Annotated in this window: 23 protein-coding genes; 8 read left to right on the top strand and 15 right to left on the bottom strand. The window is 56.8% G+C overall.

All coding sequences use genetic code 11. From position 1 onward, the window contains the following. Positions 1-92: 92 nt before the first annotated feature. The 3 genes from B9Z35_RS02480 (at position 93) to B9Z35_RS02475 (ending at position 4,159) form a co-directional block, all read left to right on the top strand. A complete protein-coding gene (locus B9Z35_RS02480) occupies positions 93-2,891 on the top strand; it encodes a DNA methyltransferase (RefSeq protein ID WP_108282077.1) in 2,799 nt (932 codons plus the stop codon). Positions 2,892-3,027: 136 nt separating this feature from the next. After that, positions 3,028-3,534, top strand: coding sequence for a hypothetical protein (locus tag B9Z35_RS12945; RefSeq protein WP_158268106.1), 507 nt, complete (start codon positions 3,028-3,030; stop codon positions 3,532-3,534). Then, positions 3,470-4,159 carry a transglycosylase domain-containing protein gene (locus B9Z35_RS02475; protein WP_158268105.1) on the top strand — a complete coding sequence of 230 codons (690 nt, stop codon included), beginning with the start codon at positions 3,470-3,472 and terminating at the stop codon, positions 4,157-4,159. The genes B9Z35_RS12945 and B9Z35_RS02475 overlap by 65 nt, the downstream gene beginning before the upstream one ends. A 192-nt stretch (positions 4,160-4,351) precedes the next feature. Here the strand turns inward: B9Z35_RS02475 and B9Z35_RS02470 are convergent, their stop codons facing one another. From B9Z35_RS02470 to dcd, 3 genes are read right to left on the bottom strand one after another with little or no spacing between them, the layout of a single operon-like run. Then, complete coding sequence (locus tag B9Z35_RS02470) at positions 4,352-5,824, bottom strand: DEAD/DEAH box helicase (protein ID WP_108282790.1); 1,473 nt, start codon at positions 5,822-5,824, stop codon at positions 4,352-4,354. Between the two features lie 37 nt (positions 5,825-5,861). Further along, a complete protein-coding gene (locus B9Z35_RS02465) occupies positions 5,862-6,695 on the bottom strand; it encodes a Rossmann-like and DUF2520 domain-containing protein (RefSeq protein ID WP_108282075.1) in 834 nt (277 codons plus the stop codon). Further along, complete coding sequence (gene dcd / locus B9Z35_RS02460) at positions 6,696-7,271, bottom strand: dCTP deaminase (RefSeq protein ID WP_100132599.1); 576 nt, start codon at positions 7,269-7,271, stop codon at positions 6,696-6,698. Positions 7,272-7,387: 116 nt separating this feature from the next. Between dcd and B9Z35_RS02455 the strand changes: the two genes are divergently transcribed. Continuing rightward, positions 7,388-8,362: a tripartite tricarboxylate transporter substrate binding protein gene (locus B9Z35_RS02455; protein WP_108282074.1), complete on the top strand. Its 975-nt coding sequence runs from the start codon at positions 7,388-7,390 to the stop codon at positions 8,360-8,362. Between the two features lie 28 nt (positions 8,363-8,390). Beyond that, positions 8,391-9,761: an MmgE/PrpD family protein gene (locus B9Z35_RS02450; protein ID WP_108282073.1), complete on the top strand. Its 1,371-nt coding sequence runs from the start codon at positions 8,391-8,393 to the stop codon at positions 9,759-9,761. Between the two features lie 79 nt (positions 9,762-9,840). Here B9Z35_RS02450 and B9Z35_RS02445 read toward each other — a convergent pair whose 3' ends face one another. From B9Z35_RS02445 to B9Z35_RS02405, 9 genes are all read right to left on the bottom strand, one after another. Continuing rightward, positions 9,841-10,890: an adenosine deaminase gene (locus B9Z35_RS02445; RefSeq protein WP_108282072.1), complete on the bottom strand. Its 1,050-nt coding sequence runs from the start codon at positions 10,888-10,890 to the stop codon at positions 9,841-9,843. A gap of 99 nt (positions 10,891-10,989) precedes the next feature. Beyond that, positions 10,990-11,811 (bottom strand): hypothetical protein, encoded by an 822-nt coding sequence (locus B9Z35_RS02440; RefSeq protein WP_108282071.1) that lies wholly within the window; start codon positions 11,809-11,811, stop codon positions 10,990-10,992. Positions 11,812-11,847: 36 nt separating this feature from the next. Further along, positions 11,848-12,990, bottom strand: a complete 1,143-nt coding sequence (locus tag B9Z35_RS02435) for a BMP family ABC transporter substrate-binding protein (protein ID WP_108282070.1) — start codon at positions 12,988-12,990, stop codon at positions 11,848-11,850. 44 nt (positions 12,991-13,034) lie between these two features. Beyond that, the gene (locus tag B9Z35_RS02430) at positions 13,035-13,952 is read right to left on the bottom strand and encodes an ABC transporter permease (protein ID WP_108282069.1); all 918 of its coding nucleotides are present in this window, start codon (positions 13,950-13,952) and stop codon (positions 13,035-13,037) included. After that, positions 13,952-15,022 carry an ABC transporter permease gene (locus B9Z35_RS02425; RefSeq protein WP_108282068.1) on the bottom strand — a complete coding sequence of 357 codons (1,071 nt, stop codon included), beginning with the start codon at positions 15,020-15,022 and terminating at the stop codon, positions 13,952-13,954. Before B9Z35_RS02425 ends, B9Z35_RS02430 begins: the two co-directional genes overlap by 1 nt. Then, on the bottom strand, positions 15,009-16,562 hold the full coding sequence (locus tag B9Z35_RS02420; RefSeq protein ID WP_108282067.1) for an ABC transporter ATP-binding protein: 1,554 nt from the start codon (positions 16,560-16,562) through the stop codon (positions 15,009-15,011). Before B9Z35_RS02420 ends, B9Z35_RS02425 begins: the two co-directional genes overlap by 14 nt. A 117-nt stretch (positions 16,563-16,679) precedes the next feature. Next, positions 16,680-18,002 carry a glycerate kinase gene (locus B9Z35_RS02415; protein WP_233246449.1) on the bottom strand — a complete coding sequence of 441 codons (1,323 nt, stop codon included), beginning with the start codon at positions 18,000-18,002 and terminating at the stop codon, positions 16,680-16,682. 25 nt (positions 18,003-18,027) lie between these two features. Then, the gene (locus tag B9Z35_RS02410) at positions 18,028-18,987 is read right to left on the bottom strand and encodes a tripartite tricarboxylate transporter substrate binding protein (RefSeq protein WP_108282066.1); all 960 of its coding nucleotides are present in this window, start codon (positions 18,985-18,987) and stop codon (positions 18,028-18,030) included. Between the two features lie 25 nt (positions 18,988-19,012). After that, on the bottom strand, positions 19,013-20,077 hold the full coding sequence (locus B9Z35_RS02405; protein WP_108282065.1) for a tartrate dehydrogenase: 1,065 nt from the start codon (positions 20,075-20,077) through the stop codon (positions 19,013-19,015). A 101-nt stretch (positions 20,078-20,178) separates the two neighbouring features. Here B9Z35_RS02405 and B9Z35_RS02400 point away from each other — a divergent pair, with 101 nt between their 5' ends. The 3 genes from B9Z35_RS02400 (at position 20,179) to B9Z35_RS02390 (ending at position 22,733) form a co-directional block, all read left to right on the top strand. After that, on the top strand, positions 20,179-21,582 hold the full coding sequence (locus B9Z35_RS02400) for an 8-oxoguanine deaminase (RefSeq protein WP_108282064.1): 1,404 nt from the start codon (positions 20,179-20,181) through the stop codon (positions 21,580-21,582). 67 nt (positions 21,583-21,649) lie between these two features. Beyond that, a complete protein-coding gene (locus B9Z35_RS02395; RefSeq protein ID WP_108282063.1) occupies positions 21,650-22,000 on the top strand; it encodes a CidA/LrgA family protein in 351 nt (116 codons plus the stop codon). Beyond that, the gene (locus B9Z35_RS02390; RefSeq protein ID WP_108282062.1) at positions 21,993-22,733 is read left to right on the top strand and encodes an LrgB family protein; all 741 of its coding nucleotides are present in this window, start codon (positions 21,993-21,995) and stop codon (positions 22,731-22,733) included. The genes B9Z35_RS02395 and B9Z35_RS02390 overlap by 8 nt, the downstream gene beginning before the upstream one ends. Here the strand turns inward: B9Z35_RS02390 and B9Z35_RS02385 are convergent. From B9Z35_RS02385 to modB, 3 genes are read right to left on the bottom strand one after another with little or no spacing between them, the layout of a single operon-like run. Next, positions 22,730-23,050 (bottom strand): DNA-binding protein, encoded by a 321-nt coding sequence (locus B9Z35_RS02385; protein WP_108282061.1) that lies wholly within the window; start codon positions 23,048-23,050, stop codon positions 22,730-22,732. The genes B9Z35_RS02390 and B9Z35_RS02385 overlap by 4 nt on opposite strands. A gap of 13 nt (positions 23,051-23,063) precedes the next feature. After that, positions 23,064-24,164 (bottom strand): molybdenum ABC transporter ATP-binding protein, encoded by a 1,101-nt coding sequence (modC, locus tag B9Z35_RS02380; RefSeq protein WP_108282060.1) that lies wholly within the window; start codon positions 24,162-24,164, stop codon positions 23,064-23,066. Next, complete coding sequence (gene modB, locus B9Z35_RS02375; RefSeq protein ID WP_108282059.1) at positions 24,161-24,853, bottom strand: molybdate ABC transporter permease subunit; 693 nt, start codon at positions 24,851-24,853, stop codon at positions 24,161-24,163. The genes modC and modB overlap by 4 nt, the downstream gene beginning before the upstream one ends. Positions 24,854-24,856: the final 3 nt, after the last annotated feature.

Below are 24,856 nucleotides of genomic sequence, written 5' to 3'. Positions count from 1 at the left end.
CACATAGGCCATTTAGTTACTCCTCCAGAGCTACCACAGTCAAAAAATAGAATACTTTCAGTTAACATCCAAGCTCACTTAATGAGCACTAAATGGGTCTTAATTGGAACGAAATTAAATCTAGGGCATTGCTTTTCAGCAAAACCTGGGCCGACGCAAGTAACGAAGACAGTGAAGCCAAACCCTTCTGGATTGCCTTCTTTGAAATATTCGGCATCACCGACAAACGCGTTGCCACCTTTGAGCTGAACGTTAAAAAGCTGGGTGGCTCGCAAGGCTTTGTCGATTTGTTTTGGCCGGGCGTGCTGCTGGTCGAGCACAAGTCACGCGGCAAAAACTTAGACGACGCGGTAGACCAAGCCGTGGGCTACCTGCACAACCTGCCAGAGCGCGACCTGCCGCAGCTGGTGGTGGTGTGCGACTTTGCCCGCTTTCGCGTGCGCATCTTGGCCACGGGCGAAACCGTGGAGTTTGAACTTCAGCACCTGCACAAACACGTCAAGCTGTTTGGCCTACTGGCGGGCTACAAGGTGCAAGACATTCGGGCAGAAGACCCCGTCAACATCAAAGCGGCTGAACGCATGGGCCGCTTGCACGACGCCCTCAAGGCCAGCGGCTACGAAGGCCACGCGCTAGAGGTGCTGCTGGTGCGCTTGCTGTTTTGTTTGTTTGCGGACGACACCGGCATCTTCCAGCCCGCGCAATCGTTTCGTGACTTTGTAGAAGAGCGCACCGCGCCCGATGGCTCTGACCTTGGGCCACGCTTAGGCCAACTCTTTCAAGTGCTCAACACGCACGAAGCCAGCCGCAACAAACACATTGACGAACAGCTAGCTAAGTTTGCGTACATCAACGGCAAACTGTTTGAAGAAACATTGCCAATGGCCGACTTCAGCACCGCCATGCGCGAAGCGCTGCTGGATGCGTGTGCGCTCGATTGGTCGGCCATCAGCCCCGCCATCTTTGGCAGCTTGTTTCAAAGCATCATGGACGAAAAGGCCCGCCGCAACTTGGGCGCGCACTACACGTCAGAGGCCAACATCCTCAAGCTCATCAAGCCCTTGTTTTTGGACGAGCTGCACGCCGAGTTTGAGCGCATCAAAGGCAACCGCCACAAACTGGTGGAGTTTCATACCAAGCTCAAACAACTCACCTTCTTTGACCCCGCGTGTGGCTGTGGCAACTTTTTGGTCATCAGCTACCGAGAACTGCGCGAGCTAGAGCTGCAAGTGCTGCGTGCAGACAACGAGCTGAGCGCACACAAAGGCCAGCTGAGCGTGGACGTGAACAACCTCATTGGCGTGAACGTGGACCAGTTTTACGGCATTGAGATTGAAGAGTTTCCCGCGCAAATTGCCCAAGTGGCCCTGTGGCTGGTGGACCACCAAATGAACCTACGCGTGAGCGTGGAGTTTGGTTTGTACTTTGCACGCATCCCACTCAAAAGCACGCCGCACATCCAACACGGCAACGCCCTGCGCGTGGACTGGAACGATGTACTGCCCGCGCAGCGGTGCAGCTATGTGTTGGGCAATCCGCCGTTCATCGGAAAGAAAGAACAAACGCCGCAACAAAAAGCCGACTTTGAACCCGTGATGAATTGCATCAAAGGCTTTGGCGTTTTAGATTTCGTTGCCGCTTGGTATGTCAAAGCTGCCTGCTACTTGCGCAGCGTCGAAAACGAAGCAGCGCCTCGCGTGGCCTTTGTGTCTACCAACAGCATCACCCAAGGTGAACAGGTGGGCGTGCTGTGGGCTTGGATGGTGGCGCAAGGCGTGCACATTCAGTTTGCACACCGCACGTTCTCGTGGTCAAACGAAGCCAGAGGCAATGCAGCTGTGCATTGCGTGATCGTGGGCTTTGGCTTAGAAGATCGCAAAGATAAAACCATATTTGAATACGCGGACATCAAAGGCGAGCCGTTGGCTGTGCCTGCTAAAAACATCAATCCGTATTTGGTGGATGCAACTAACGTTGCACTAAGCAAAAGAAGCACGCCAATTTGCAATGTGCCAGAAATGCAATATGGGAGCATGGCGAATGACGATGGTCACTTGTTACTCGATAGCAAGGAAAAAGACGAACTAGCGGGCACGCACCCTGAAGTCCTTAAACTCATCCGACCATTCATGGGCGGCCAAGAGTTTCTAAACGCTGAGCTACGTTGGTGTTTGTGGCTTAAGGATGCAAACCCAAGCCTCATTAAATCGACACCACCGATTCTTGAACGAATTAACTCTGTTAAAAAATTTAGAACTCAAAGCAATCGCGTAGCAACAAAGAAACTAGCTGAAACACCATCACTGTTTGGAGAGATCCGACAGCCTAATTCAAGCTACTTATTTCTGCCGAAAGTTTCGTCTGAGAATCGCAAATACTTACCAATAGGGTTCATGTCACCCGATGTAATTGCCAACGGTAGTTCGCTCATAGTCCCTAGCGCTGGACTTTTAGAAATGGGTGTTCTTCAGTCTGCAATGCATATGAGTTGGCTTCGTTCGGTTTGCGGTCGAATGAAGAGTGACTATCAATACTCAGCTAGCAACGTTTACAACAACTACCCCTGGCCCGGCTTCGCTGGCGAAGCACTCAGCGACAAACACCGCAATGCTATCGAGCAAGCCGCGCAGTGCGTGCTCGACGCCCGCACTCAATTTGCAGACGCATCACTGGCCGACCTGTACGACCCGCTGACCATGCCCACGGCCCTGCTCAAGGCCCACCAAAAACTAGACACCGCCGTAGACGCCGCCTACCAACCCAGCGGCGGCAAAAAGTCCTACGCCTCCGACGCCGAACGCGTGGCCTTCCTATTCGAGTTGTACCAACGCATCACCAGCTTGCTCCCTGCGATAGCCGCCAAGAAAACACGCAAATCCAAAGAAAGCTAATAAATATGACCGCATTGAGCAAAGTTTCGAAAGTTTGCACGTTTACGAGAGTGCCCTCTTTGCAGCGAAAGCTGACATGCGTTGCTTGAGGCTTGAAGCTTGAGTCATAAAAGTACAGTGAATTAAAAAATCAAATATGGAAACCTTTCTTTCTCAATTTTGGCCAGGTCTGGCCGCTAACATCGCGGGCGGGGTTGCGTTATCTATTCTCTTTTTTGTACTGAGAGAACACATCTTCACCATGCCCAATCTAGTGGGGGTCTGGGAATGTAAACATGTTGTAGCTACTACCGACTATCGCCCATATACCGGGATGATTGTTTGGTACCGGATTGTCTTATGGCAAGACAACGAAAGAATATTCGGAACAGGCGAGAAGGATCGCGAAGACTCATCCACGGGAGTTCGAACTTATACAGGCAAGGGGCGAATTTTCATTGAAATAACTGGAAAAATTGAGAAGCGGATCACCAGCTCAGACCGCATCCACCTGCATTGGAAAGAAGACGGTGAACGACGCCAATCCACGACTTTGGATCAGTTGCGTGTATCTGGATCGAAAAATAACGGCAATCTATTTGGCAGCTTCAGCAGTACAGCAGCAAACAGCAAGGGTGTTGCTTCATGGAAGCGTGTTTTGTAAAGTGAGGAAAGCTGCCTATCAACTATTTGCCCACGGGGTTGGCGTGCTGTCTGCACTACTAGCTCGACTACTATTGCCGACAGAGGTTAAAAATCTGCAGAGAAGAATTCATGGATTAACGCTACTGTCACCCCTTGATGTAAATCTGACTCAAGCCTTGATAGCAGGTGAAGACCATCGGTTTCTTTTTCATCGTGGTGTTGATCCAATAGGAATTGCACGCGCAACCATAAGGACGCTCGGTGGCAGATTGGAAGGAGCAAGTACCCTCGAGCAACAACTTGTACGGAGCTTGCTAAGAGACTACAGAATCAGTTTTCGTAGAAAGGCAAGGGAAGCATTAATTGCTACAACACTTGCAGATCGTTTCAGTAAGGCCGAAATTCTTAGTGCTTATCTTTCCGTCGCTCACTTCGGGCAAGGAATATATGGAATTCAGGATGCGACATTAAAAATTCAGACGCCAACATCAATTCAAAATCATGCATGCGCATATTTGATTTCTCATCTTAAATACCCGCGACATGCTACTTCTGACGAACAGTGCGATCGGCGGCGCATCAGCAGAACATTACGGATTTCAAGACGTTTAGAGACGGCAAATGACTGGATCTTGAATCACTGAAAATAAGAACATCTAAGATCGCAATCTCAGTGAGATCTTGTCAAGGAAGACTTATTCCATCAAGCCGACTCACATAGATTCGCACACACCAATCTGGTCTGATTCATGGGTGCGGCGTGAAGGTGTTGAATGCGCGGTAAGGGGTAGCCCGCATACCAAAAAAAAACGCGCAAAATTTTTGCGCGTTTTCTTTTAAGTAGTCGACTTGAACAAAGCCGCCATCACCCGCTTGGGCTTGATGTTGGCCGACTTGCGCAGTGGGTCGGGTGCGGCAGGTGCTGCAGCCTCTGCGCTGCGCACAGGCGCTTCGTAGGGCTTGTCAAAGAACGGATCGTTCTTGATGCGCGGTGCGGGCACGTAGCCCACTTCGCGGCTGCGGCGGCTGTCTTGTTCGCGTGGGCGCGAGTCGCGTGACAAGGCGCTGTCGCGTGGACGGCTTGAAGACTCTGAACGCTCGCCACGATCACCACCGCGAGATTCGCGTGAATCATTGCGAGGCTCACGACGCTCACGCGAACGGTCTTGCTCGACGCTCACGGTTTCTAGCGTGATCTTGGTCTTGAGCAGTTTCTCAATGTCACCCACCAAGCGTTGGTCGCTGCCCGACACAAAGCTGATGGCGTGGCCCAACGCACCGGCACGGCCTGTGCGGCCAATGCGGTGCACGTAGTCTTCGGCGTTGAAGGGGATGTCAAAGTTGAACACCGCTGGCACGTCTTTGATGTCCAAGCCGCGTGCGGCCACATCGGTACACACCAACAAGTCCACCTCGCCTTGCTTGAAGCCTTCGAGGGCTTTCAGGCGTTCGTCTTGGCTCTTGTCGCCGTGCAAGGCGCTGGTGCGAAAACCGTCGCGCTCTAACGAGCGGGCCAACCGGGCGCAGCCGAGCTTGCTGTTGCAAAACACAAAGGCTTGCTTCATGCCGTTGGCTTTGATGAGGTGGCGCAAGGCGTTGTACTTGTCGTCCACGCTCACGCTGTAGAACTGCTGCGTGATGGTGGCGGCTGTTTCGTTCGGACGCGCCACTTCGATGGTGACGGGGTTTTGCAAATAGCTGCCAGCCAAGCGCTTGATCTCGGTGGAGAACGTGGCCGAGAACAACAGCGTGGTGCGCGTCTTGGGCAGGTGGCTCAAGATGCGTTGCAGGTCTGGCAAGAAGCCAATGTCCAACATGCGGTCGGCTTCGTCGAGCACCACATATTCCACTTGGTTGAGCACCACGTTCTTGGCTTCGATATGGTCGAGCAAACGGCCAGGGGTGGCCACCAAAACTTCGACGCCTTTTTTCAGCTCGATGGTTTGGGGCTTCATGTCCATGCCGCCAAACACCACGGCGCTGCGCAGGTTGGTGTGCACGGCGTATTGTTTGATTTGCTGGGCCACTTGGTCGGCCAGCTCGCGGGTGGGCAACAGCACCAGTGCGCGCACGGGGTGGCGTGCTGGCGAGGTGGAGCTGTTTTCGTGTTTGAGCAAACGTTGCAGCAGTGGCAGCGAGAACGCTGCGGTTTTGCCGGTGCCGGTTTGCGCGGCGCCCATCACGTCTTGGCCGGTCAGAACCACGGGAATGGCCTGGGCTTGGATGGGGGTCATGGATTCGTAGCCCATTTCGGCTACGGCACGTGCCAGCGCGGGGGCCAGCTGCAAATTGGAAAAAGAGGTCGTCATGTCTGGGGCATATTGTCGCATTGTGGGCGACAGGCCCTCAAACCCGTGTTTTGCCGTGTTTTTTGAACTGGGCAGCCAGCTCGCTGAGGGTTTTGTACAGGTCACCCGCAGGCGCGTTCCAGCGCTTCACCACCTCACCCTGCGCCTGCACCACGGCCGTATCGCCACGGGCGGCTGGGCCAGTCAAAGCCTGTGCAGGGCCCATAGCCAGCACGTTGTCCACCGTGCTTTTAAGCAAAGCCTCGGTCAGCGGGCGCATCAGCTCGGGCGGCACGCCTGCGCTGTGCCAAGCGTCTTGCGCAATGCCTTGCAACACCACAGTGAAGTTGCTGCTGAACACCGCAGCGGCGTGGTACAGCGGCTTGTCGGCACTGGCAATCTCAAAGCAACGCCCGCCAATGGCGGTGAGTGCGGTGTGCAGCCAAGCCAGTGCAGGTGCATCGCCCTCAAGCCCGCAAGGCGTGCCTGCAAACTGGCGCACGCCTGTGTCGGGAGACGCAAAGTTGAGCACCGGATGTGCGCTGGCCACATGGCAGCCCAAGGCTTGCAAGGGCTGCAGCACGGCAGCACTTAAAAAGCCGCTGTTGTGAAACACGATAGCGCCAGCCATCTTGCTGCCCTGCGCGTCAGCCAAAGCCTGCGCGGCTGCGCCCACTTGGGCATCGGGCACGCTGAGCAACCACACATCGGCGGTGCGCATCTGGGCCAGTTCAGGCACGGGCTGACCAGCGCACACAAACTGAGCCGCTTGCTCGGCGCTGCTGAAGCTGCGCGAATACAGGTCTTGCACTTGCGCTTGACCGCGCTGATGTAACAAGGCCGCGAGGGTTTGACCCACGCGGCCGCAACCGATGACGTTGAGAGTGATCAATTAGGTCTTGGGCAGTGTGACGCCCACTTGGCCTTGGTACTTGCCGCCACGGTCTTTGTAGCTGGTTTCGCACACGTCGTCTTTGTCGCTCTCGAAGAACAACACTTGGGCACAGCCCTCGCCTGCGTAAATCTTGGCGGGTAGTGGCGTGGTGTTGGAGAACTCCAAGGTCACATAGCCTTCCCACTCGGGCTCGAACGGCGTGACGTTGACGATGATGCCGCAGCGTGCATAGGTGCTCTTACCCAAACACACGGTCAGCACATTGCGTGGGATGCGGAAGTACTCCATGGTGCGGGCCAGCGCGAAGCTGTTGGGCGGGATGATGCAAACGTCAGACTCGATGTCCACAAAGCTTTTGGGATCAAAGTTTTTCGGGTCCACCACGGTGCTGTAGATGTTGGTGAACACCTTGAACTCGGGCGCGCAACGGATGTCATAGCCGTAGCTGCTGGTGCCGTAGCTGACGATTTTTTCGCCCGCAGCGTTTTGGCGGATTTGGCCTGGCTCGAAGGGTTCGATCATGCCGTGCTCTTGGGCCATGCGGCGGATCCATTTGTCGCTCTTGATGCTCATCGTTCAACCTTTGAAGAAGGTTTGTATTTTAGACACGTGTCACCTCGTGGACTGTGGATGCCCCCTAGGCGACGAACTATCGCATAGGATGATTTTTGGTCCATCAAGGAGACACGATGAAACGCCGCACCCTCTTACAAGCATCGCCATTGCTCTTCGGCTTGTCCGACGTTGCACTGGCACAAGCGCACTATCCGAGCAAACCCATTCGCTACATCGTGCCCGTGTCTGCAGGGGGTGGTTCGGACATGATTGGACGCACCTTTTGCGAGCGCCTTGGCAAAGTGTTGAACCAAACCGTGGTGGTCGACAACCAAAGCGGCGGCGGCGGCGTGATTGCCGCGCAAACCACAGCCAGGGCGGCCCCTGATGGCTACACCCTGATGCAAGGCTATGTGGCCACGCACGGCACATCACCGGCCACCCGCAAACTGGCGTACGACCCCGTCAAAGACTTCACCCCCATTGGCTTCATTGGCAGTACACCCAACGTCTTGGTGGTCAACGCAGCGCTGCCCGTGACAGACCTGAAATCATTCATTGAATACACCAAGAAAAACATGGGCAAGGTGGCTTATGGGTCATCAGGCGCAGGTTCGCTCACGCATTTGACAGCGGAGTTGTTCAAGTCGCAGACGGGCGTGTTCATGGTGCACATTCCTTATCGCGGCATTGCCCCCGCGACGACCGATGTGATTGCTGGGCAAACCCAGTGCATGTTCCCCGGCTTGGCTGCTGCGTTGCCTCACATCCGCAATGGCCGTTTGCGCGCGATCGCCGTCACAGGCACCCAACGCCACCCTGCCCTCAAAGATGTGCCAACCATGGAAGAAGCTGGTCTCAAAGGCTTCGATGCCCAGCAGTGGTATGGCGTGGTCGGCCCCGCTGGTATGCCAGCCGCTGTAGTGACACAGCTCAACAACGCCATGGCGCAAGTACTGGCCATGCCCGATTTACGCGATAAGCTCAGTGCTGAAGCTGTCGAGCTGATGCCCATGAGCCCCACGCAATTTGGCGACTACATGAAAAAAGATTTGGCGCGCTGGACTGCTCTGGCGCGTGAACGCAACATCAACTTGGACAACAGCTGATTTTTAAAACTGAAACGGACCTTCACACATGACAGTCAACACAGCCGTCGCGGCAGACCACCACGCCCCCGCTATCACCGCTCAACTCGCCCACTTCGTCTCGCAGCACCCCACCCAAGGTTGGAGCGATGCGGTGGAGCACGAAGCCCATCGCACCTTTTTGAACTGGCTCGGTTGCGCCATTGGTGCAGCCCAACACGAAGCGGTCGATGCCGCTTTAGCAGCAGTGCAAATGCTAGACCCAGCCCCCCAAGCCACATTGGCGGGACGCAAAGAGCGCGTGGACATGGCCAACGCTGCGCTGATCAATGGCATCTCGTCACACACGTTTGACTACGATGACACCCACCTCAAAACCATCATTCACCCAGCAGGCCCTGTTGCCTCTGCAGTGATGGCTTTGGCAGAACACCAAAACTGCTCGGGCCGCCAAGTGATTGACGCCATCGTGTTGGGTATTGACGTGGCTTGCCGCATGGGCAACTTGGTTTACCCCGAACACTACGACCGCGGCTGGCACATCACCGGCTCTACCGGCACGCTGGGTGCAGCAGCAGCTTGCGCACGTTTGCTGGGTTTGAACGAACAACAAACCACCATGGCCTTGGGCATTGCCGCCTCGCAACCCATTGGCTTGCGCGAACAATTTGGCACCATGACCAAACCTTTCCACCCAGGTGCAGCAGCACGCGCAGGCATGATGGCTGCGCTGATGGCGCAGCATGGATTCACCTCAAGCGCGCGCTCACTCGAAGCACCGCGCGGCTGGGCGCAAGTGGTGTCCACCAAGTTCGACTGGCGCGAAGCGCAAGACGAATTGGGCCAACGCTTTGAGATCAGCTTCAACGCCTACAAGCCCTTTGCTTGCGGCATCGTGATTCACCCCAGCATTGACGCTTGCGCCCAGTTGCGTGAACAAGGTGTCAAAGCCGAAGACGTGACGCGCATCGACTTGCGCGTGCACCCATTGGTGTTGGAGTTAACAGGCAAGAAAACTCCGCAAGATGGTTTGCAAGGCAAGTTCAGCGTGTACCACGGTTGTGCGGTGGGCTTGATTTTTGGCCGTGCGGGCGAAGAAGAGTTCTCCGACCACATCGTGCGCCGTGATGACGTGGTGGCCTTGCGTGACAAGGTCAATGCCGTGGTCGACCCATCGGTGCGCGAAGAGAGTGTGTATGTCACTGCGCATTTGAAAGACGGACGCAAAGTGGACGTGCATGTGGAGCACGCCATTGGCTCATTGCAACGCCCCATGACTGACGCCATGTTGGAAACCAAGTTCCACGACTTGGCTGATCCGATCTTGGGCGCTGAACGCAGCAATCAAATTCTCAAAGCTTGCTGGAACCTCAGCAAGGCTGCCAACTTGAAAGACTTGCTGGCTTTGCTCAAGCCTTAATTAAGCTTCAAGCTCAAACTTGGCCACATATGCAAACGCCCCTCTCGGGGCGTTTTGCTTTTGCGGCTTCGGTGTTGAATCAATCTTGTTCCGAGAACTTCTGAAAGGTTTGCTTCAACGCATGCAGCCATTGGTTCTTCTGCTGCTCTGTCGCAAAGCTGCCTTCAAAGCTGTTGCTAGCCAGCGCGTAAGCTTGCTGCGCATTCAAGCCTGTGGCCTCGAAGGTTTGTACAAAGTTGTCGTTCATGTAGCCACCAAAGTAGGCTGGGTCGTCTGAGTTGATGGTCACGCACAGGCCCGCGTCTAGCAACTGGCCAATGTTGTGGTTTTTCAAATCAGGAAACACGCACAGCTTTTGGTTAGACAGTGGGCACACGGTGAGCGGCGTGCGGTCTTTGGCCAAGCGGGCCATGAGGGCAGCGTCGTGCACGGCTTGCACGCCGTGGTCGATGCGCTCGACGTGCAACACATCCAAAGCGCTCCACATGTAGGCAGGTGGCCCCTCCTCGCCTGCATGAGCCACGAGGTGCAGACCATGCGCGTGCGCCAAAGCAAACACGTTTTTAAATTTCTCTGGCGGGTGGCCAACTTCGCTGGAATCTAAGCCCACACCAATGAACTTGTCTTTGAAGGGCAGCGCGTCTTTGAACGTTTGCAACGCAGCCTCTTCGCTCAGATGGCGCAAGAAGCACAAGATGAGCTGCGCACTCACACCCAGCTGCGCTTGCGCATCCACGCACGCACGGTGCAAGCCGTTGATGACCGTGGCCATGGGCACACCGCGCTCGGTGTGCGTTTGGGGGTCAAAGAACATTTCGGTGTGCACCACATGGTCGGCCTTGGCACGCTCCAAGTAGGCCCAAGCCATGTCGTAAAAATCTTGCTCGTGCAGCAGCACGCTTGCACCCGCGTAGTAAATGTCAAGGAAGCTTTGCAGGTTGGTGAAAGCATAAGCCGCGCGCAGGGCTTCTACATTGGCATAAGGCAGCTTCACACCATTGCGCTGGGCCAGCGCAAAGATAAGCTCAGGCTCTAGCGAACCCTCAATGTGAATGTGCAGCTCGGCCTTGGGCATCTCGCGCAAGAGCTGAGGCAAACGGTGGGGGGCAACGGCGTGAACTTTGAACATGGCTTTTCCTTCGACGAGGCTTCATGCTAACCAAAATAGCGTCCCACAAATACAAAAAGACCGCCCGAGGGCGGTCTTTTTGATGGGAATCACACTTGATTAGAGTGCGTATTGAACCAACAGCAAAGGAGTTGTACCTGTACAACCTTTGGTGCAGCTCGTAGCGTTGTTACCAAACTTGTTACGGATGTAATCAAAGCCAGCGCCGACTTGCAAATCGCTCTTAGGACCGTCAACACCCATCATGTAGGTGGCACGAATGAATGTTTCAGTTTCAGTTTGCGCACCAAATTGATCTTTACCTTTTGGACCAACGATACCAACGAGACCACCGAAAGTGCCTGGGCCGACTGGGATAGACCAGGCAGAGCCCAATGCCAACGTGGTGTCGAAAGTTACTTGAGAAGGAACAGTGCTAGCGCTAACGCCTTGCTGGTTCCACTCTTTGTAAATGTCCACGCCAACGTTCCAGAAACCTGCAGACACCGGCATATCAAAGTTCACGCCTGGACGGAATTTGATGGGTGAGCCACCGAATGTTGTATTTTTAGAACCAGCATCAAAACGCAAGTTCAAATTGATGTCTTTGAAGTAACCAAAACCTTGTTGCTTGCCTGTCAACTTGGTTGTTGAAAAGTTACGTTGGAAAAAACCGTAGTACTCGTGAGCACCTTGTTTACCATCTTTACCAGTAGCAGGATCACCCTCTGAAGACTTGAGGTAATCAATAGAGAACATATTGGTGCCCAACTTGTCGCCAGTAATACTGGTGTAGTTGAAGATGTCTTTACGAACAGGATCAAGACCTTTCTCAATCGACTTAGGTGCGTAGCGGTAACCAACGCTGTTAGCACTCCAATCAGCGGCTTGCACGCCAGCAGCCATAGCAGCCAACAAAACGAGAGCAATTTTCTTTTTCATTTTTAAGTTTCCTTCAAGGTTAAAAAAATAGGGGGATTACTTAGCGCCTGGCACTTTGCCTTCCACGCCTTTGACGTAGAAGTTGATGCCGCTCAAGAACTTGTCATCAGCGACTTCATCTTTCTTCAAGATTTCTTTGCCAGCGTTGTCGACGAGTGGGCCTTTCCAAATGGCGAAGCTGCCATCTTTCAAACCTTTTTTCACTTCGTCGATCTTGGCTTTGGTGTCAGCTGGGACGTCTTCGGCGATAGACACGATGTCAATCGCGCCGTCTTTCACGCCAGACCATGTGTGGCTGCCGCCTGTCCACTTGCCTTCCAAGGCTGCACGGGTGGCGTTGATGTAGTAAGGCGTCCAGTTGATCACGGCTGAAGCCAAGTGAGCTTTGGGGCCGTAGGCTGTCATGTCTGAATCCCAACCGAAGGCGCGCTTGCCTTTGTCTTGGGCTGTTTTCAACACAGCTGGAGAGTCGGTGTTTTGGAACAAGATGTCTGCACCGCCGTTGATGAGCGATGTGGCAGCTTCTGTTTCCTTTGGTGGGTTGAACCACTCGTTGACCCACACCACTTTGGTCTTGACTTTGGGGTTGCTGGATTGAGCGCCCAAGGTGAAGCTGTTGATGTTACGGATAACTTCAGGAATTGGTATTGAAGCCACAACGCCCAAGGTGTTGCTCTTGGTCATCTTGCCTGCGATCACGCCAGCCATGTATGCGCCTTCGTAGGTGCGGCTGTCGTAGGTGCGCATGTTGGGGGCTTGTTTGTAGCCGGTGGCGTGCTCGAATTTCACATCAGGTGTGTCGGCAGCCACTTTGAGCATGGGCTCCATGTAGCCGAAGGTGGTGCCGAACACCAGCTTGTTGCCTTGGCCGACCATGTCGCGAATGACGCGCTCTGCGTCAGCAGACTCGGGTACGTTTTCCACGAAAGACGTTTGGATCTTGTCGCCGAATTCTTTTTCGAGGGCTTTGCGTGCGTTGTCGTGCGCAAATGTCCAGCCGCCGTCGCCCACAGGGCCCACGTAGGCAAATGCAATTTTCAATGGCTCAGCCTTGGCTGCGGCAGCAGGCGCTTCAGCAGGCTTGGCTTCTTCTTTTTTGCCACAGCCCACCAACACGGCGGCAGAGACTGCGGTCAAGGCTGCAGCTTGCAACCAGCGACGTTTTAATAAATTTGTCATGCAAAACCTTTAGAGAAAAGTGGTGAAAAAAAGCAGTGAAATTATCAACCAGGAAAGAATGGTTTTCCGATTGAAGCAGGCATATTGATCCTTAACCAGCGCGGATTTTTTGAAATCAATGCCAGTACAACGATAGTAGACAAGTAGGGCAACATGCTCAAGAACTGGCTGGGCACATCCACGCCCGTGGCCTGCAAATGGAACTGCAACATGGTGACCCCACCGAACAGATAAGCACCTAGCAATACGCGTGCCGGACGCCACGTTGCAAACGTGGTGAGGGCCAAAGCGATCCAGCCCTTGCCCGCAATCATGCCTTCCACCCACAGCGGTGTGTAAATGATGGAGATGTAAGCCCCTGCTAACCCACACAGCGCACCACCCACAACCACAGCCAGCAAACGGATGCGACGCACGGGATAGCCCAAAGCATGGGCCGATTCGGGCGACTCGCCCACGGCACGCAAAACCAAGCCCGAACGTGTTCGATAGAGGAAATAAATCAAACCTAAAGTAAGCGCAATTGCACCGTAGACAAGTGGATGGTGCTTGAACAAAGCCGAACCGAACCAAGGAATGTCCGCCAAAAATGGTATTTCGTACTGAATGCGTTCAGGCAGTTTGGCCTGCACATAGCTTGTGCCCACAAAGGCCGAGAAGCCGCCACCAAACAGGCTAAGCGCCAAGCCTGTGGCGTATTGGTTGGTGTTCATCCAAATCACCAGCACGCCAAACAGCGCAGCCATCAACGCACCTGCGCCCATGCCGGCCAAAAAGCCCAGCGTGTCGCTGCCCGTGTTGGCCACAGTGGCAAAGCCAGCAATGGCGGCACACAACATCATGCCCTCGGCACCTAAATTGACGATGCCCGCCTTTTCGTTGATCAAAAGGCCAAGCGAAGCCAGCGCCAAAACAGTGCCCGCGTTCATGGTGGCGGCCCACAACAGTGCGTAAGTCTCCATCACAGTGCCTCCGCTTTCATAACCCAGCGCACGCGGTATTGCATCAAGGTGTCACACGCCAGCAGCGTGAACAACAACAAACCTTGAAACACGCCTGTGAGAGAACGGGGTAGCCCCAAGCGCGATTGCGCCAGCTCGCCGCCGATGTAAAACATGCTCATCAAAATGGCCGAGAACACCATGCCCACGGGGTGCAAACGCCCCACAAAGGCCACGATGATGGCTGCAAAGCCGTAGCCCACCGGCACAAACGGCGTGAGCTGACGCAGGGGCCCTGCCACTTCTAAAGCGCCCGCCAAACCAGCCGCTGCACCCGAGGTGAGCAGCGCGAGCCACAAAGCCTTGCGCGACGAGAAGCCCGCATAACGCGCCGCATCAGGGGCCAAGCCACCCACTTGCTGCGCAAAGCCTGCGTGTGTGCGAAACAAAAACACCCACAGCGCGCCCACACCGGCAAGTGCCAACAACACGCCAATGTTCACGCGTGTGCCAGTGATGAGCTTGGGGATTTGCGTGATGGCATCAAAGGTTTTGGTTTGCGGAAAGTTGTAGCCCAGTGGGTCTTTCCAAGGGCCGTAAACCAAAAAGTTGAGCGCCATGATGGCCACGTACACCAGCATGAGGCTGACCAAAATTTCGCTTGCATGAAAGCGGTCGCGCAAGAAAGCGGTGATGCCCGCCCACACCATACCGCCCGCAATACCCGCGAGCAAGATGAGCACCCAAAAGCCTGCGCCCGTGTTGGCATCTGCCGTAAGCGCCACACCAGAGGCAAACACCGCGCCCATGACGAACTGGCCTTCAGCGCCGATGTTCCAAACGTTGGAGCGAAAGCACACGGCCAGCCCCAACGCAATCAGCAACAACGGCGTGGCCTTGACCATCAACTCGGACAAGGCATACACGCTCTTGATGGGTTCCCAAAAGAACACCTGCAAACCACGCACCGGGTCTTTGCCAAGCGCCACAAAAAGAATCACCCCCAACACCACGGTGATGGCGAGCGCCAGCAGAGGCGAGGCATAGCGCCACAGGTTCGACGGCTGGGCACGCGGCTCAAGACGCAGCATGGTTCACCTCCTGCGTTGCAGCGGGTGCATCCCACAAGCCACTCATCCACGCACCGATGCGCGACACATTGGCCTCTTCACGGGTGAGCGCGGGCGACAAGCGGCCCTCGGCCATCACATGCAAACGGTCTGACAGCTCTAACAATTCGTCCAACTCCTCACTCACCACCAACACCGCGCAGCCTGCATCGCGCAGGGCCAGCAGTGCGGCGCGAATTTGCGCGGCAGCGCCCACGTCTACACCCCATGTGGGTTGCGACACGATGAGCAACTTAGGCGCCGCCTCAATCTCGCGGCCCACCAAAAACTTTTGCAAATTGCCGCCCGACAGCGAACGCGCCGCAGCATCAGGGCCGCCCGCTTTCACTTGGTATTTGGCAATGATGTTGGCCGCTTGGGTGTGCAGCGTATTCAAGTTGAGCCAACCCAAAGCACCGGCTGCGCCGCTGGATGCCACGGCGTCATGACGGGTGAGCAACAGGTTTTGCGCGAGGCTCAGGCTAGGCACTGCGCCACGGCCTAGGCGCTCTTCTGGCACAAAGTGCAGGCCGAGGTCGCGGCGTTGGTCTGGGTTGAAGTGGCCCACGGCTTGACGCTCAAGCTGAATGCTGTCAGCCGATGCACGCATGTCTTCGCCTGACAAAGCAAACAGCAGCTCGCGCTGGCCGTTGCCAGACACACCGGCAATGCCCACCACCTCGCCTGCGCGCACTTGCAGGTTCACGCCATTGAGGTCTACACCAAACGGATCGTCGGCTTGCAGACGCAGGTCGTGCACGCTCAACACGGCAGCGCCTGGCTTGTGCTCGCGCACATGTAACTCGGGCGGCAAGCTGCCAATCATGAGTTGGCTCAGCGAGGCATTGGTTTCTTGGCGCGGGTCGCACACGCCGGTCACGCGGCCGGCACGCACCACGGTGCAGGCGGTGCACAGCGCACGAATTTCGTGCAGCTTATGGCTGATGTACAAAATGCTGCGGCCCTCAGACGCAAGCTGACGCAGCACCACAAAAAGCTTATCCACCGCCTGCGGTGTGAGCACCGAGGTGGGCTCGTCCAAGATGAGCAGCTGCGGGTTGGTCAGCAAGGCGCGGATGATTTCCACGCGCTGCATCTCGCCCACGCCTAGGGTGTGCACGGGGCGGGCGGGATCAATGTCGAGGCCGTATTGCGCGGCGGTGTCAGTGATGCGCTGCGTCACCTCAGCCAAGCTGAGCGACTTGTCGAGGCCGAGCCACACGTTCTCAGCCACGCTGAGGGTGTCGAACAAGCTGAAGTGCTGAAACACCATGCTGATGCCTAAGCGCCGCGCCTCTTGCGGGTTGCGGATGTTCACCACCTCGCCGTTGAAACGAATCTCGCCCGCGTCGGGCTTGACTGCGCCGTAGATGATTTTCATCAGCGTGGATTTGCCCGCGCCGTTCTCGCCCAACACGGCGTGAATTTCACCGGGCTGCACCGTCAGGCTCACGCCATCGTTGGCCACCACAGCGGGGTAGCGCTTGGTGATGTGGGCAAGTTGCAGGCGGGCTTGGGTCATCGCAGGAGTGGGCGTTATTGAAGTCAATGTTTTACAAAACGGGAGCAAGGTTACCAGCACTGGCTGTATGTCTTCTTGCAAACAACGTGCCCGCGTTTACCCTAGGTTCAAGCTGAATCAAAGCACCAACATGGCGCGAAAGTCGTTCACATTGGTGTGCGTGGGGCCAGTCACCACCAAATCGCCCACGGCCTCAAAGAAACCGTATGCATCGTTGCGGTCAAGGCAGTCGGCGGCTTTGACGCCTGCGGCTTCGGCGCGGGCCAAGGTTTCGGGCGACACGCGTGCACCTGCGTTGTCTTCGATGCCGTCAATGCCGTCGGTGTCGGCGGCGATGGCCCACACGTTGGGTTGCGCTTGCAAGGCCACGGCTAGGCCGAGGCAAAACTCCCCTGCACGGCCGCCACGGCCCTTGGGTGTGCCCGGTGCTTGCTTGCGAATGGTCACCGTGGTTTCGCCACCGCTCAAGATGACGCAAGGCTTTTGAAACGGGCCTTTGCCTTGCGCAGCAGCACGCGCCAGCGCGGCGTGTACTTTGCCCACTTCGCGCGACTCACCTTCTAGTTCGTCGCTCAGCACATAGGCGTTCAGGCCAGCAGCGCGGGCCAGCTCGGCGGCGGCGTCTAGCGACTGTTGGGGTGTGGCGATTAGGTGCACTGGATTCTTGTCCCACTCGGGGCTGGGCTTGGGTGTTTCGAGTGCGCCTGCTTTCAACGCGGCCTCAATGGCTGCGGGCACTTCGATTTTGTAGCGTTGCAGGATGGCCCATGCATCGGCACAGGTCGTCACATCGGGCACGGTGGGGCCGCTGGCGATGACCGAAGGGTCGTCGCCCGGCACATCGCTGATGGTGAGCGTCACCACTTGCGCGGGCGCACACGCGGCGGCCAAGCGGCCGCCTTTGATGCGTGAGAGGTGTTTGCGCACGCAGTTCATTTCGCCAATGCCTGCGCCGCTGTTGAGCAAGTCTTTGTTGATGCGCTGCTTGTCTTCCAGCGTCAAACCATCAGCTGGCAACGTGAGCAAAGCAGAGCCCCCGCCAGAAATCAGGCACAGCACCAAGTCGTCAGCGGTGAGCCCTTGTGTCAACGCCAAGATGCGCTCAGCCGCCGCAAGGCCCGCTGCATCAGGCACGGGGTGCGAAGCCTCGACCACTTCAATGCGTTCGGGCACACCTGCAGGGCGCTCTGGCATGTGGCCGTAGCGTGTGACCACAAGACCGGACAAAGGTTTGTCGGCAGGCCACAACGCCTCGACCGCTTGGGCCATCGCGCCACCAGCTTTGCCTGCGCCCAAAACGATGGTGCGGCCTTTGGGTGGCGTGGGCAAATAGGCGGCGGTGTTGTGCAGGGGCAAGGCGCGCAGCACAGCTGCGTCGTAGAGCTGGCGTAAAAAACCCTGAGGCTGCGCCATCACAGCCTCAGGGTTAGCAAACGGCATGGAAGATGAAGTAGACAGAGTTAACTCACTTTTTTCCTAACCCCAAACGTGCGGCACCTTCGGTGTAGAGCTGGGTACGTTCTTTCATGAACGCGTCCATTTGCTCCACGCCAACGTTGACCAACTCAAAGCCATTTTTGGCAGCGAGTTCTTTCATCTCGGGGTCGTTGTTTAAATTGGCCCACAGGTCAGACAAACGCTTCTTCTGTTCGGGCGTGGCAGATTTTGGCACGCCAATGCCGCGGTAAGCACCGTCCACCCAGTTGACACCCAACTCTTTGAAGGTGGGCACCTCTGGCATGAGCGGGTGGCGCTGCTCCATGGCCACAGCCAGTGGGCGAACGCGTGCTTTGTTCGTGATGGCAAAGGGCACATAAGTAATAGCGCCATCTACTTGGCTGCCGAGCACCGCCGTGGTCATGTCGCCCGTGCCTTTGAAGGGGATGTAGATCGTCTTCACGTTGAATGCAGCGTTCAGGCGTTCGTGTGCGGCATGGTTGGCGGAGTTCAAACCCGAGCCACCGAACGACATCTTGCCTGGCTCTTTCTTTGCCGCCGTCAAGAATTCCGCGAAGGTCTTGATGGGGCTGGCCACAGGGACCACCAAGATGTCGGGTGTGTAGTGAAACCAATACACAGGCGTCACATCTGACGTTTTGTATTGCACCTGGCCTTCGATAGGCTGAAACACGATGTGCGGCAAATTGATGCCCACCACGTTCACACCATCGGCAGGCAAGGTGTTCATCTGCGTCCACATCAGCGCACCGCCTGCGCCCGCTTTGTACTGCACCACGGTTTCAATGGCAGCACATTTTTTCTTCAACACCATTTGTTGGTGACGGGCAGACAGGTCTGACTCGCCGCCAGGAGGAAAAGCCTGCCAGTACTGCACGTTCTTATCGGGGCAAGGCTGGGCAAAGGCCGCCGCACTTAGCAACGCAGACGCGGTCATCAAAACTCGTAAAGAAAAATTCAATCGCATGGTTTTGTCTCCTGTTTTGAATGATTTAAGCCATCAAAGCGCACACGGCTTGTGTGACTTGCGCGGTGGTGGCTTTGCCGCCCAAGTCGCCGGTGTGCAGCGCGGGGTTGGCTGTGACTTGCTCGATGGCATGCATCAGTTTTTGCGCAGCAGCGTGCTCGCCCAAATGCTCTAGCAGCATGACACAACTCCAGAATGTGCCTACAGGGTTTGCCAGACCTTTGCCCATGATGTCAAAGGCTGAACCATGGATGGGCTCGAACATGCTGGGGTAACGACGCTCGGGGTCTATGTTGCCGGTGGGGGCAATGCCTAAGCTGCCAGCCAGTGCGGCAGCCAAGTCACTCAAGATGTCGGCGTGCAAGTTGGTGGCCACGATCGTGTCTAGGGTGGCGGGACGGTTGACCATGCGAGCAGTGGCGGCGTCGACCAGTTCTTTGTCCCACTTCACATCTGGAAACTCTTTGCTGATCTCCACGGCTATTTCGTCCCACATCACCATCGCATGACGCTGTGCGTTGGACTTGGTCACCACAGTCAACAGCTTGCGGGGGCGTGACTGCGCCAGCTTGAAGGCGTAACGCATGATGCGCTCTACACCTGCGCGGGTCATCATCGACACATCGGTGGCCACCTCAATCGGATGGCCTTGGTGCGCACGGCCACCCACACCTGAGTATTCGCCCTCTGAGTTTTCACGCACGATGACCCAATCGAGGTCTTTGGGGGCACAACGCTTCAAGGGTGCATCAATACCGGGCAAAATGCGCGTGGGGCGCACGTTGGCGTATTGGTCAAAGCCTTGGCAAATTTTTAGGCGCAAGCCCCACAAGGTGATGTGGTCGGGAATGTGTGGGTCACCCGCTGAGCCAAACAAAATCGCGTCCATGTGGCGCAGCGCATCCAAGCCGTCTTTGGGCATCATCTCGCCGTGGGCACGGTACCAATCGCCACCCCAGCCAAAACTTGTGAACTCGAATTTGAATTCATGATTGGCCGCAGCCAATGCTTGCAGCACTTGCTGACCAGCGGGGATGACTTCTTTGCCAATGCCGTCTCCGGGGATGCATGCGATGTTGTAGGTCTTCATGGGCTCTCTTTCAAAAAGTTCTGAGCCACTTTAAGCGTTTGAGGCGAAGACGCAAGCCGACAGAGTTAAAGTGGCGACATTCGCATAAACCCTCATGTTTCATGACCACTTTGCTCATCCACCGCGCCCGCTGCATCGCCACGCAAGACGATGCGAATACAGAACTCAACGACGCCTCGCTGCTGCTAAAGGGTGGCCGCATTGAACGCATCATTCCCGCCGACGAAAACATCGACGAACTGCTGAAGCAAGTGGATGAGGTGATTGACGCCCGCCGCCACGTGGTGGTGCCTGGCCTCATCAACACACACCACCACATGGTGCAAAGCCTCACGCGTGCCGTGCCGCAGGTGCAAAACGCCGAGCTGTTTAGCTGGCTTAAAGGGCTGTACCCGATTTGGGCGGGACTCACGCCCGAGATGGTGTTGGTGTCTAACCAGGTGGCCATGGCCGAGCTGCTGCTGAGCGGCTGCACCACCAGCAGCGACCACCTGTACATCTACCCCAATGGCGTGCGACTGGACGACAGCATTGAAGCCGCGCACACGATTGGCATGCGCTTTACGGCTACACGCGGCAGCATGAGCGTGGGCGAAAGCCAAGGCGGCTTGCCGCCCGACCGCGTGGTGGAAAAAGAAGCCTTCATCCTCAAAGAAACGCAACGCTTGATTGAGACGTATCACGACGCCAGCTTTGGCGCGATGACGCATGTGGCCGTGGCCCCCTGCTCGCCTTTTAGCGTGAGCCAAGACCTCATGCGCGAAGCAGCCAAACTGGCCCGCGCACACAAAGTGCGCCTGCACACGCACTTGGCCGAGAACGACCACGACATTGCGTATACCAAAGAAAAATTCAACTGCACGCCCGCGCAATACGCCGAAGACCTAGGCTGGGTGGGTAGCGACGTGTGGCACGCCCACTGCGTGAAGCTGGACGACGAAGGCACGTATTTGTTTGCACGTACGCGCACGGGCATTGCCCACTGCCCGTGCAGCAATATGCGATTGGCCAGCGGCATCTTGCCCCTGCGCAAAATGCTAGACGCCGGTGTGCCCATTGGTTTGGGCGTAGACGGCAGCGCCAGCAACGACGCCGCCCACCTGCTGAACGAAGCACGCCAAGCCATGCTGCTGGCACGCGTGGGACGAGCACTAGATGACTTTGGCTGCAACCACGGCCCTGCCGAGATGACACCTCGCGACGCCCTACGCCTAGCCACACGCGGCGGCGCAGAAGTGCTGGGCCGCGCCCACGAGCTGGGGCAAATCAAAGAGGGCTATTGCGCCGACATCGCCATGTTCCGCACCGACACACTCAGCATGGCCGGCGGCGCAGTGCACGACCCTGTGGGCGCGCTGCTGCTGTGCGCCAGCGACAACGCGGACTACACCATCGTGAATGGCCGTGTGGTGGTGCGTAAAGGTGAGATTGCAACGGTAGATATGGGGCCGTTGATTGAGAGGCATAACCAACTGGCTATGCAGTTGGCGTTAGCTGCGCACTAAATCGTCTTTGTTTTCATCACAAGTGTTTTGACAAGTCATCTAGGGATGTCTTGTCTACACTGGTCCCATGATCCAAGGCCTCGTCCAACTCTTCATCTTCCAAGCCCTCGGCGAACTCGTCTCTAAGTTCGCCCTGCCCTTCATCCCAGGACCCGTGTTGGGCTTGGTGTTGTTGCTGGCGTATCTCAGCGTTCGCGGCCACGTGCCTGCGGCAATTGATTTGGTGGGTGGCAGCGTTTTGCAGCACTTGGGGTTGCTGTTCATCCCAGCGTCGGTGGGCGTGGTGCTTTACTTACCCGTGTTGCAGGCCAACGCGTGGGCCATCAGCGCGGCGCTGGTGGTGAGCGTCGTGGCCACGGTGGCGGTGACGGCGGGCTTGCTCAAAGTGTTGGCCAAGAAGGAGCCGACCGATGAGTGACGAGTTCCAAACACACTTGCCGCCCATCTCTGACATTTGGGTGTACCTCTCGGGCAGTCCGCTGTTGGCCTTGGTGCTAACGCTGAGCGCGTATTTGCTGGGCCTCACGCTGTACGAGCGCAGCCAGCGCAACCCGCTGGCCAACCCTGTGTTGATTGCGGTGGTGGTGGTCACGCTCAGCATCAGCGTGCTCGACATGCCGTATGCCAAGTATTTCGAAGGCGCGCAGTTTGTGCACTTCTTGCTGGGCACAGCCACGGTGTCGCTGGCCATTCCGATTTACAAAGGTTTTGCGTCGCTCAAGGGCCGCATGGGCGTGTTGCTGCTGTCGCTGGTGGCGGGTGGCGTGACATCGGTGTTCACCGCCGTAGGCATGGCGCGTTGGTTGGGTGTGGACGAATCCTTGGTGCGCGGCTTGGTGGCCAAGTCGGTCACCGCACCGATTGCGATGGGCATTGCCGAACGCGTGCAAGCCTCGCCCACTTTGACCGCCATCTTTGCGGTGAGCACCGGCATCTTGGGCGCCATTCTTGGTCGCTACGTGCTTGACGCCCTGCGCGTCACGCCATGGTGGCAACGCGGCTTTGCCCTCGGCGTGGCCGCACACGGCATAGGCACTTCACGCGCCTTCAGCGTGCACCCCGAAGCCGGCGCCTACGCCAGCCTAGGCATGGGCCTGCACGGCATTGTGGGTGCGGTGGTGATTCCTTATGCGGTGGCTTGGTGGTTTTAAACCGCCACTGAGTGGGCAGACAAGCTCACTTGCAGTTTCTCGCGCATCGCCAAAAAGATAGCTGCCAAGTTGTCCATGCTCGGGTTCCCCGTGGGCGACAACATGCGGTGCAAGCTCTTGCTAGGTTTATGCGTCATCGTGGCGAGTTGCTCAAACCCAATCGTTGCGTTGACGAGGTCGCGCAAGATGAGGCGTGCGGTTTCTGGCTCCCCATTCAAAAACAAAGTAGCGGCTTCGTCGAGCAAGGCGTGTGCAAACGATGTATCAGCTTGCAAGCGCTCTAACACTGCTTTCTTAGTCGTCAAAGGTTGAACCATTTATGCCATCGCCTTATTTCACCAGCGCCACCGACTTCACCTGCGCCCACGCAGGCATGCCCACCTGCAACCCCAGCTCATGCACGCCACGCGCAGTGACACGGGCCAGCAGCACGGTATCGCCGCAACGCAAACGCAGCAGCATTTGTGACGGATGTGCCTCTGGCGTGATGGCGTCCACCACGCAGGGCACGTGGTTTTGAATGCTGGTGTGTGTGGCTTCGTGCAAGGTCACGCTCACGTCGCGGGCCAGCACGCGCAGGCGCACGGTTTGGCCTACGACTAAGCCGCTGTCGCGCACCCACAGCGCACCACCGGCAAAGCCGACTTGAGCCAAGTGCCATTGGGTGTCGATGGCCAGCACGATGCCAGTGAGTAAGGCGCCAGCATCCTCGCCCACCACCACCGGTAAGTTGGCTTGGGTCAGCACATCGGCCACAGGACCGTTGGCTTGTACGCGGCCTTCGTTCATCACCACCAGTGTGTCGGCCAAGCGGGTCACTTCGTCTACCGCGTGGGTGACGTAGAGCATGGGGATGTTCAAGTCGTCTCGCAGTTTTTCTAACCACGGCAGCACTTCTTGTCGGCGTGCGTGGTCGAGCGCGGCCAAGGGTTCGTCGAGCAACAGCAAGCGTGGCTGCGTGACCAAGGCGCGGGCAATGGCCACGCGTTGGCGCTCGCCACCCGACAGCTCGTGGCTGCGGCGTTTGAGCAAGTGGCCAATGTCCAGCAGCTCGATGGTTTGTTGCACCACGGCTTGGCTCATCGCGTTGCGACTCTGCTTTTCAGCGCGTTGGTGGCCATAGGCCAAGTTGCCCGCCACGTCCAAGTGGTCAAACAACGACGCCTCTTGAAACACATAGCCCAAGGCACGTTGGTGCGTAGGCAGGCGCACGCCTTTTCCGCCATGAAGACCGTCGTCTTGCCAAACTTCGTGGCCCAGTTGCACCACGCCACGCGCTGAGGGCTCTAGCCCTGCGACACAACGCAACAAAGTGGTTTTGCCACAACCCGATGGGCCAAAGATGACGGTGATGCCGTGCGCGGGCAACTGCACATCGACCGACACATCAAAGTCGGCACGCGCGATGTCTAGCTTTAGGTGGATGTTCATGCGCCCACCTTTTGATGACGAGTGGTACGACGGTTAAACCACGACAAACCCAACAACACCACAAACGAAAACACCAGCATCACACCCGCCAAACCATGTGCTTGGCTGTATTCCATCGCTTCCACATGACCGTAAATTTGGGTGGACACCACGCGCGTTTTGTCGGGGATGTTGCCGCCAATCATCAGCACCACACCAAACTCGCCCACGGTGTGGGCAAAGCTCAGCATGGCAGCCATCACAAAACCAGGCTTGGCCAAAGGCACTGCCACCGTGAAGAAGGCATCCCGCTTGCTGGCTCGTAAGGTGGCGGCCACTTCCATCGGGCGTGGGCCCATCGCCTCAAAAGCATTAACCAGAGGCTGCACAGCAAACGGCAACGAATACACGATTGAGCCCAACACCAAGCCCCAAAAGCTAAAGGCCAACGTGCCCCAGCCCGCCCATTGCGTGAACTGGCCGATCGGGCCATTGGGCCCAAGCGCCACCAACAAATAAAAGCCCAACACCGTAGGCGGCAACACCAAAGGCAGCGCGACAAGCGAGGCAACAGGCGCACGCCAAGCCGACCGCGTGTGCGCCAACCACCACGCCACTGGCGTGGCGAGCAACAACAGCAACACCGTAGCCACGCTAGCAAGTTGCAGCGTCAACGCAATGGCTTGGAAATCTTCGGCGCTTAAATTCATGCC

It is taken from the genome of Limnohabitans sp. Jir61 (assembly GCF_003063545.1).
GTDB lineage: Bacteria > Pseudomonadota > Gammaproteobacteria > Burkholderiales > Burkholderiaceae_C > Limnohabitans.
This window is presented reverse-complemented; position numbering and strand designations above follow the sequence as displayed.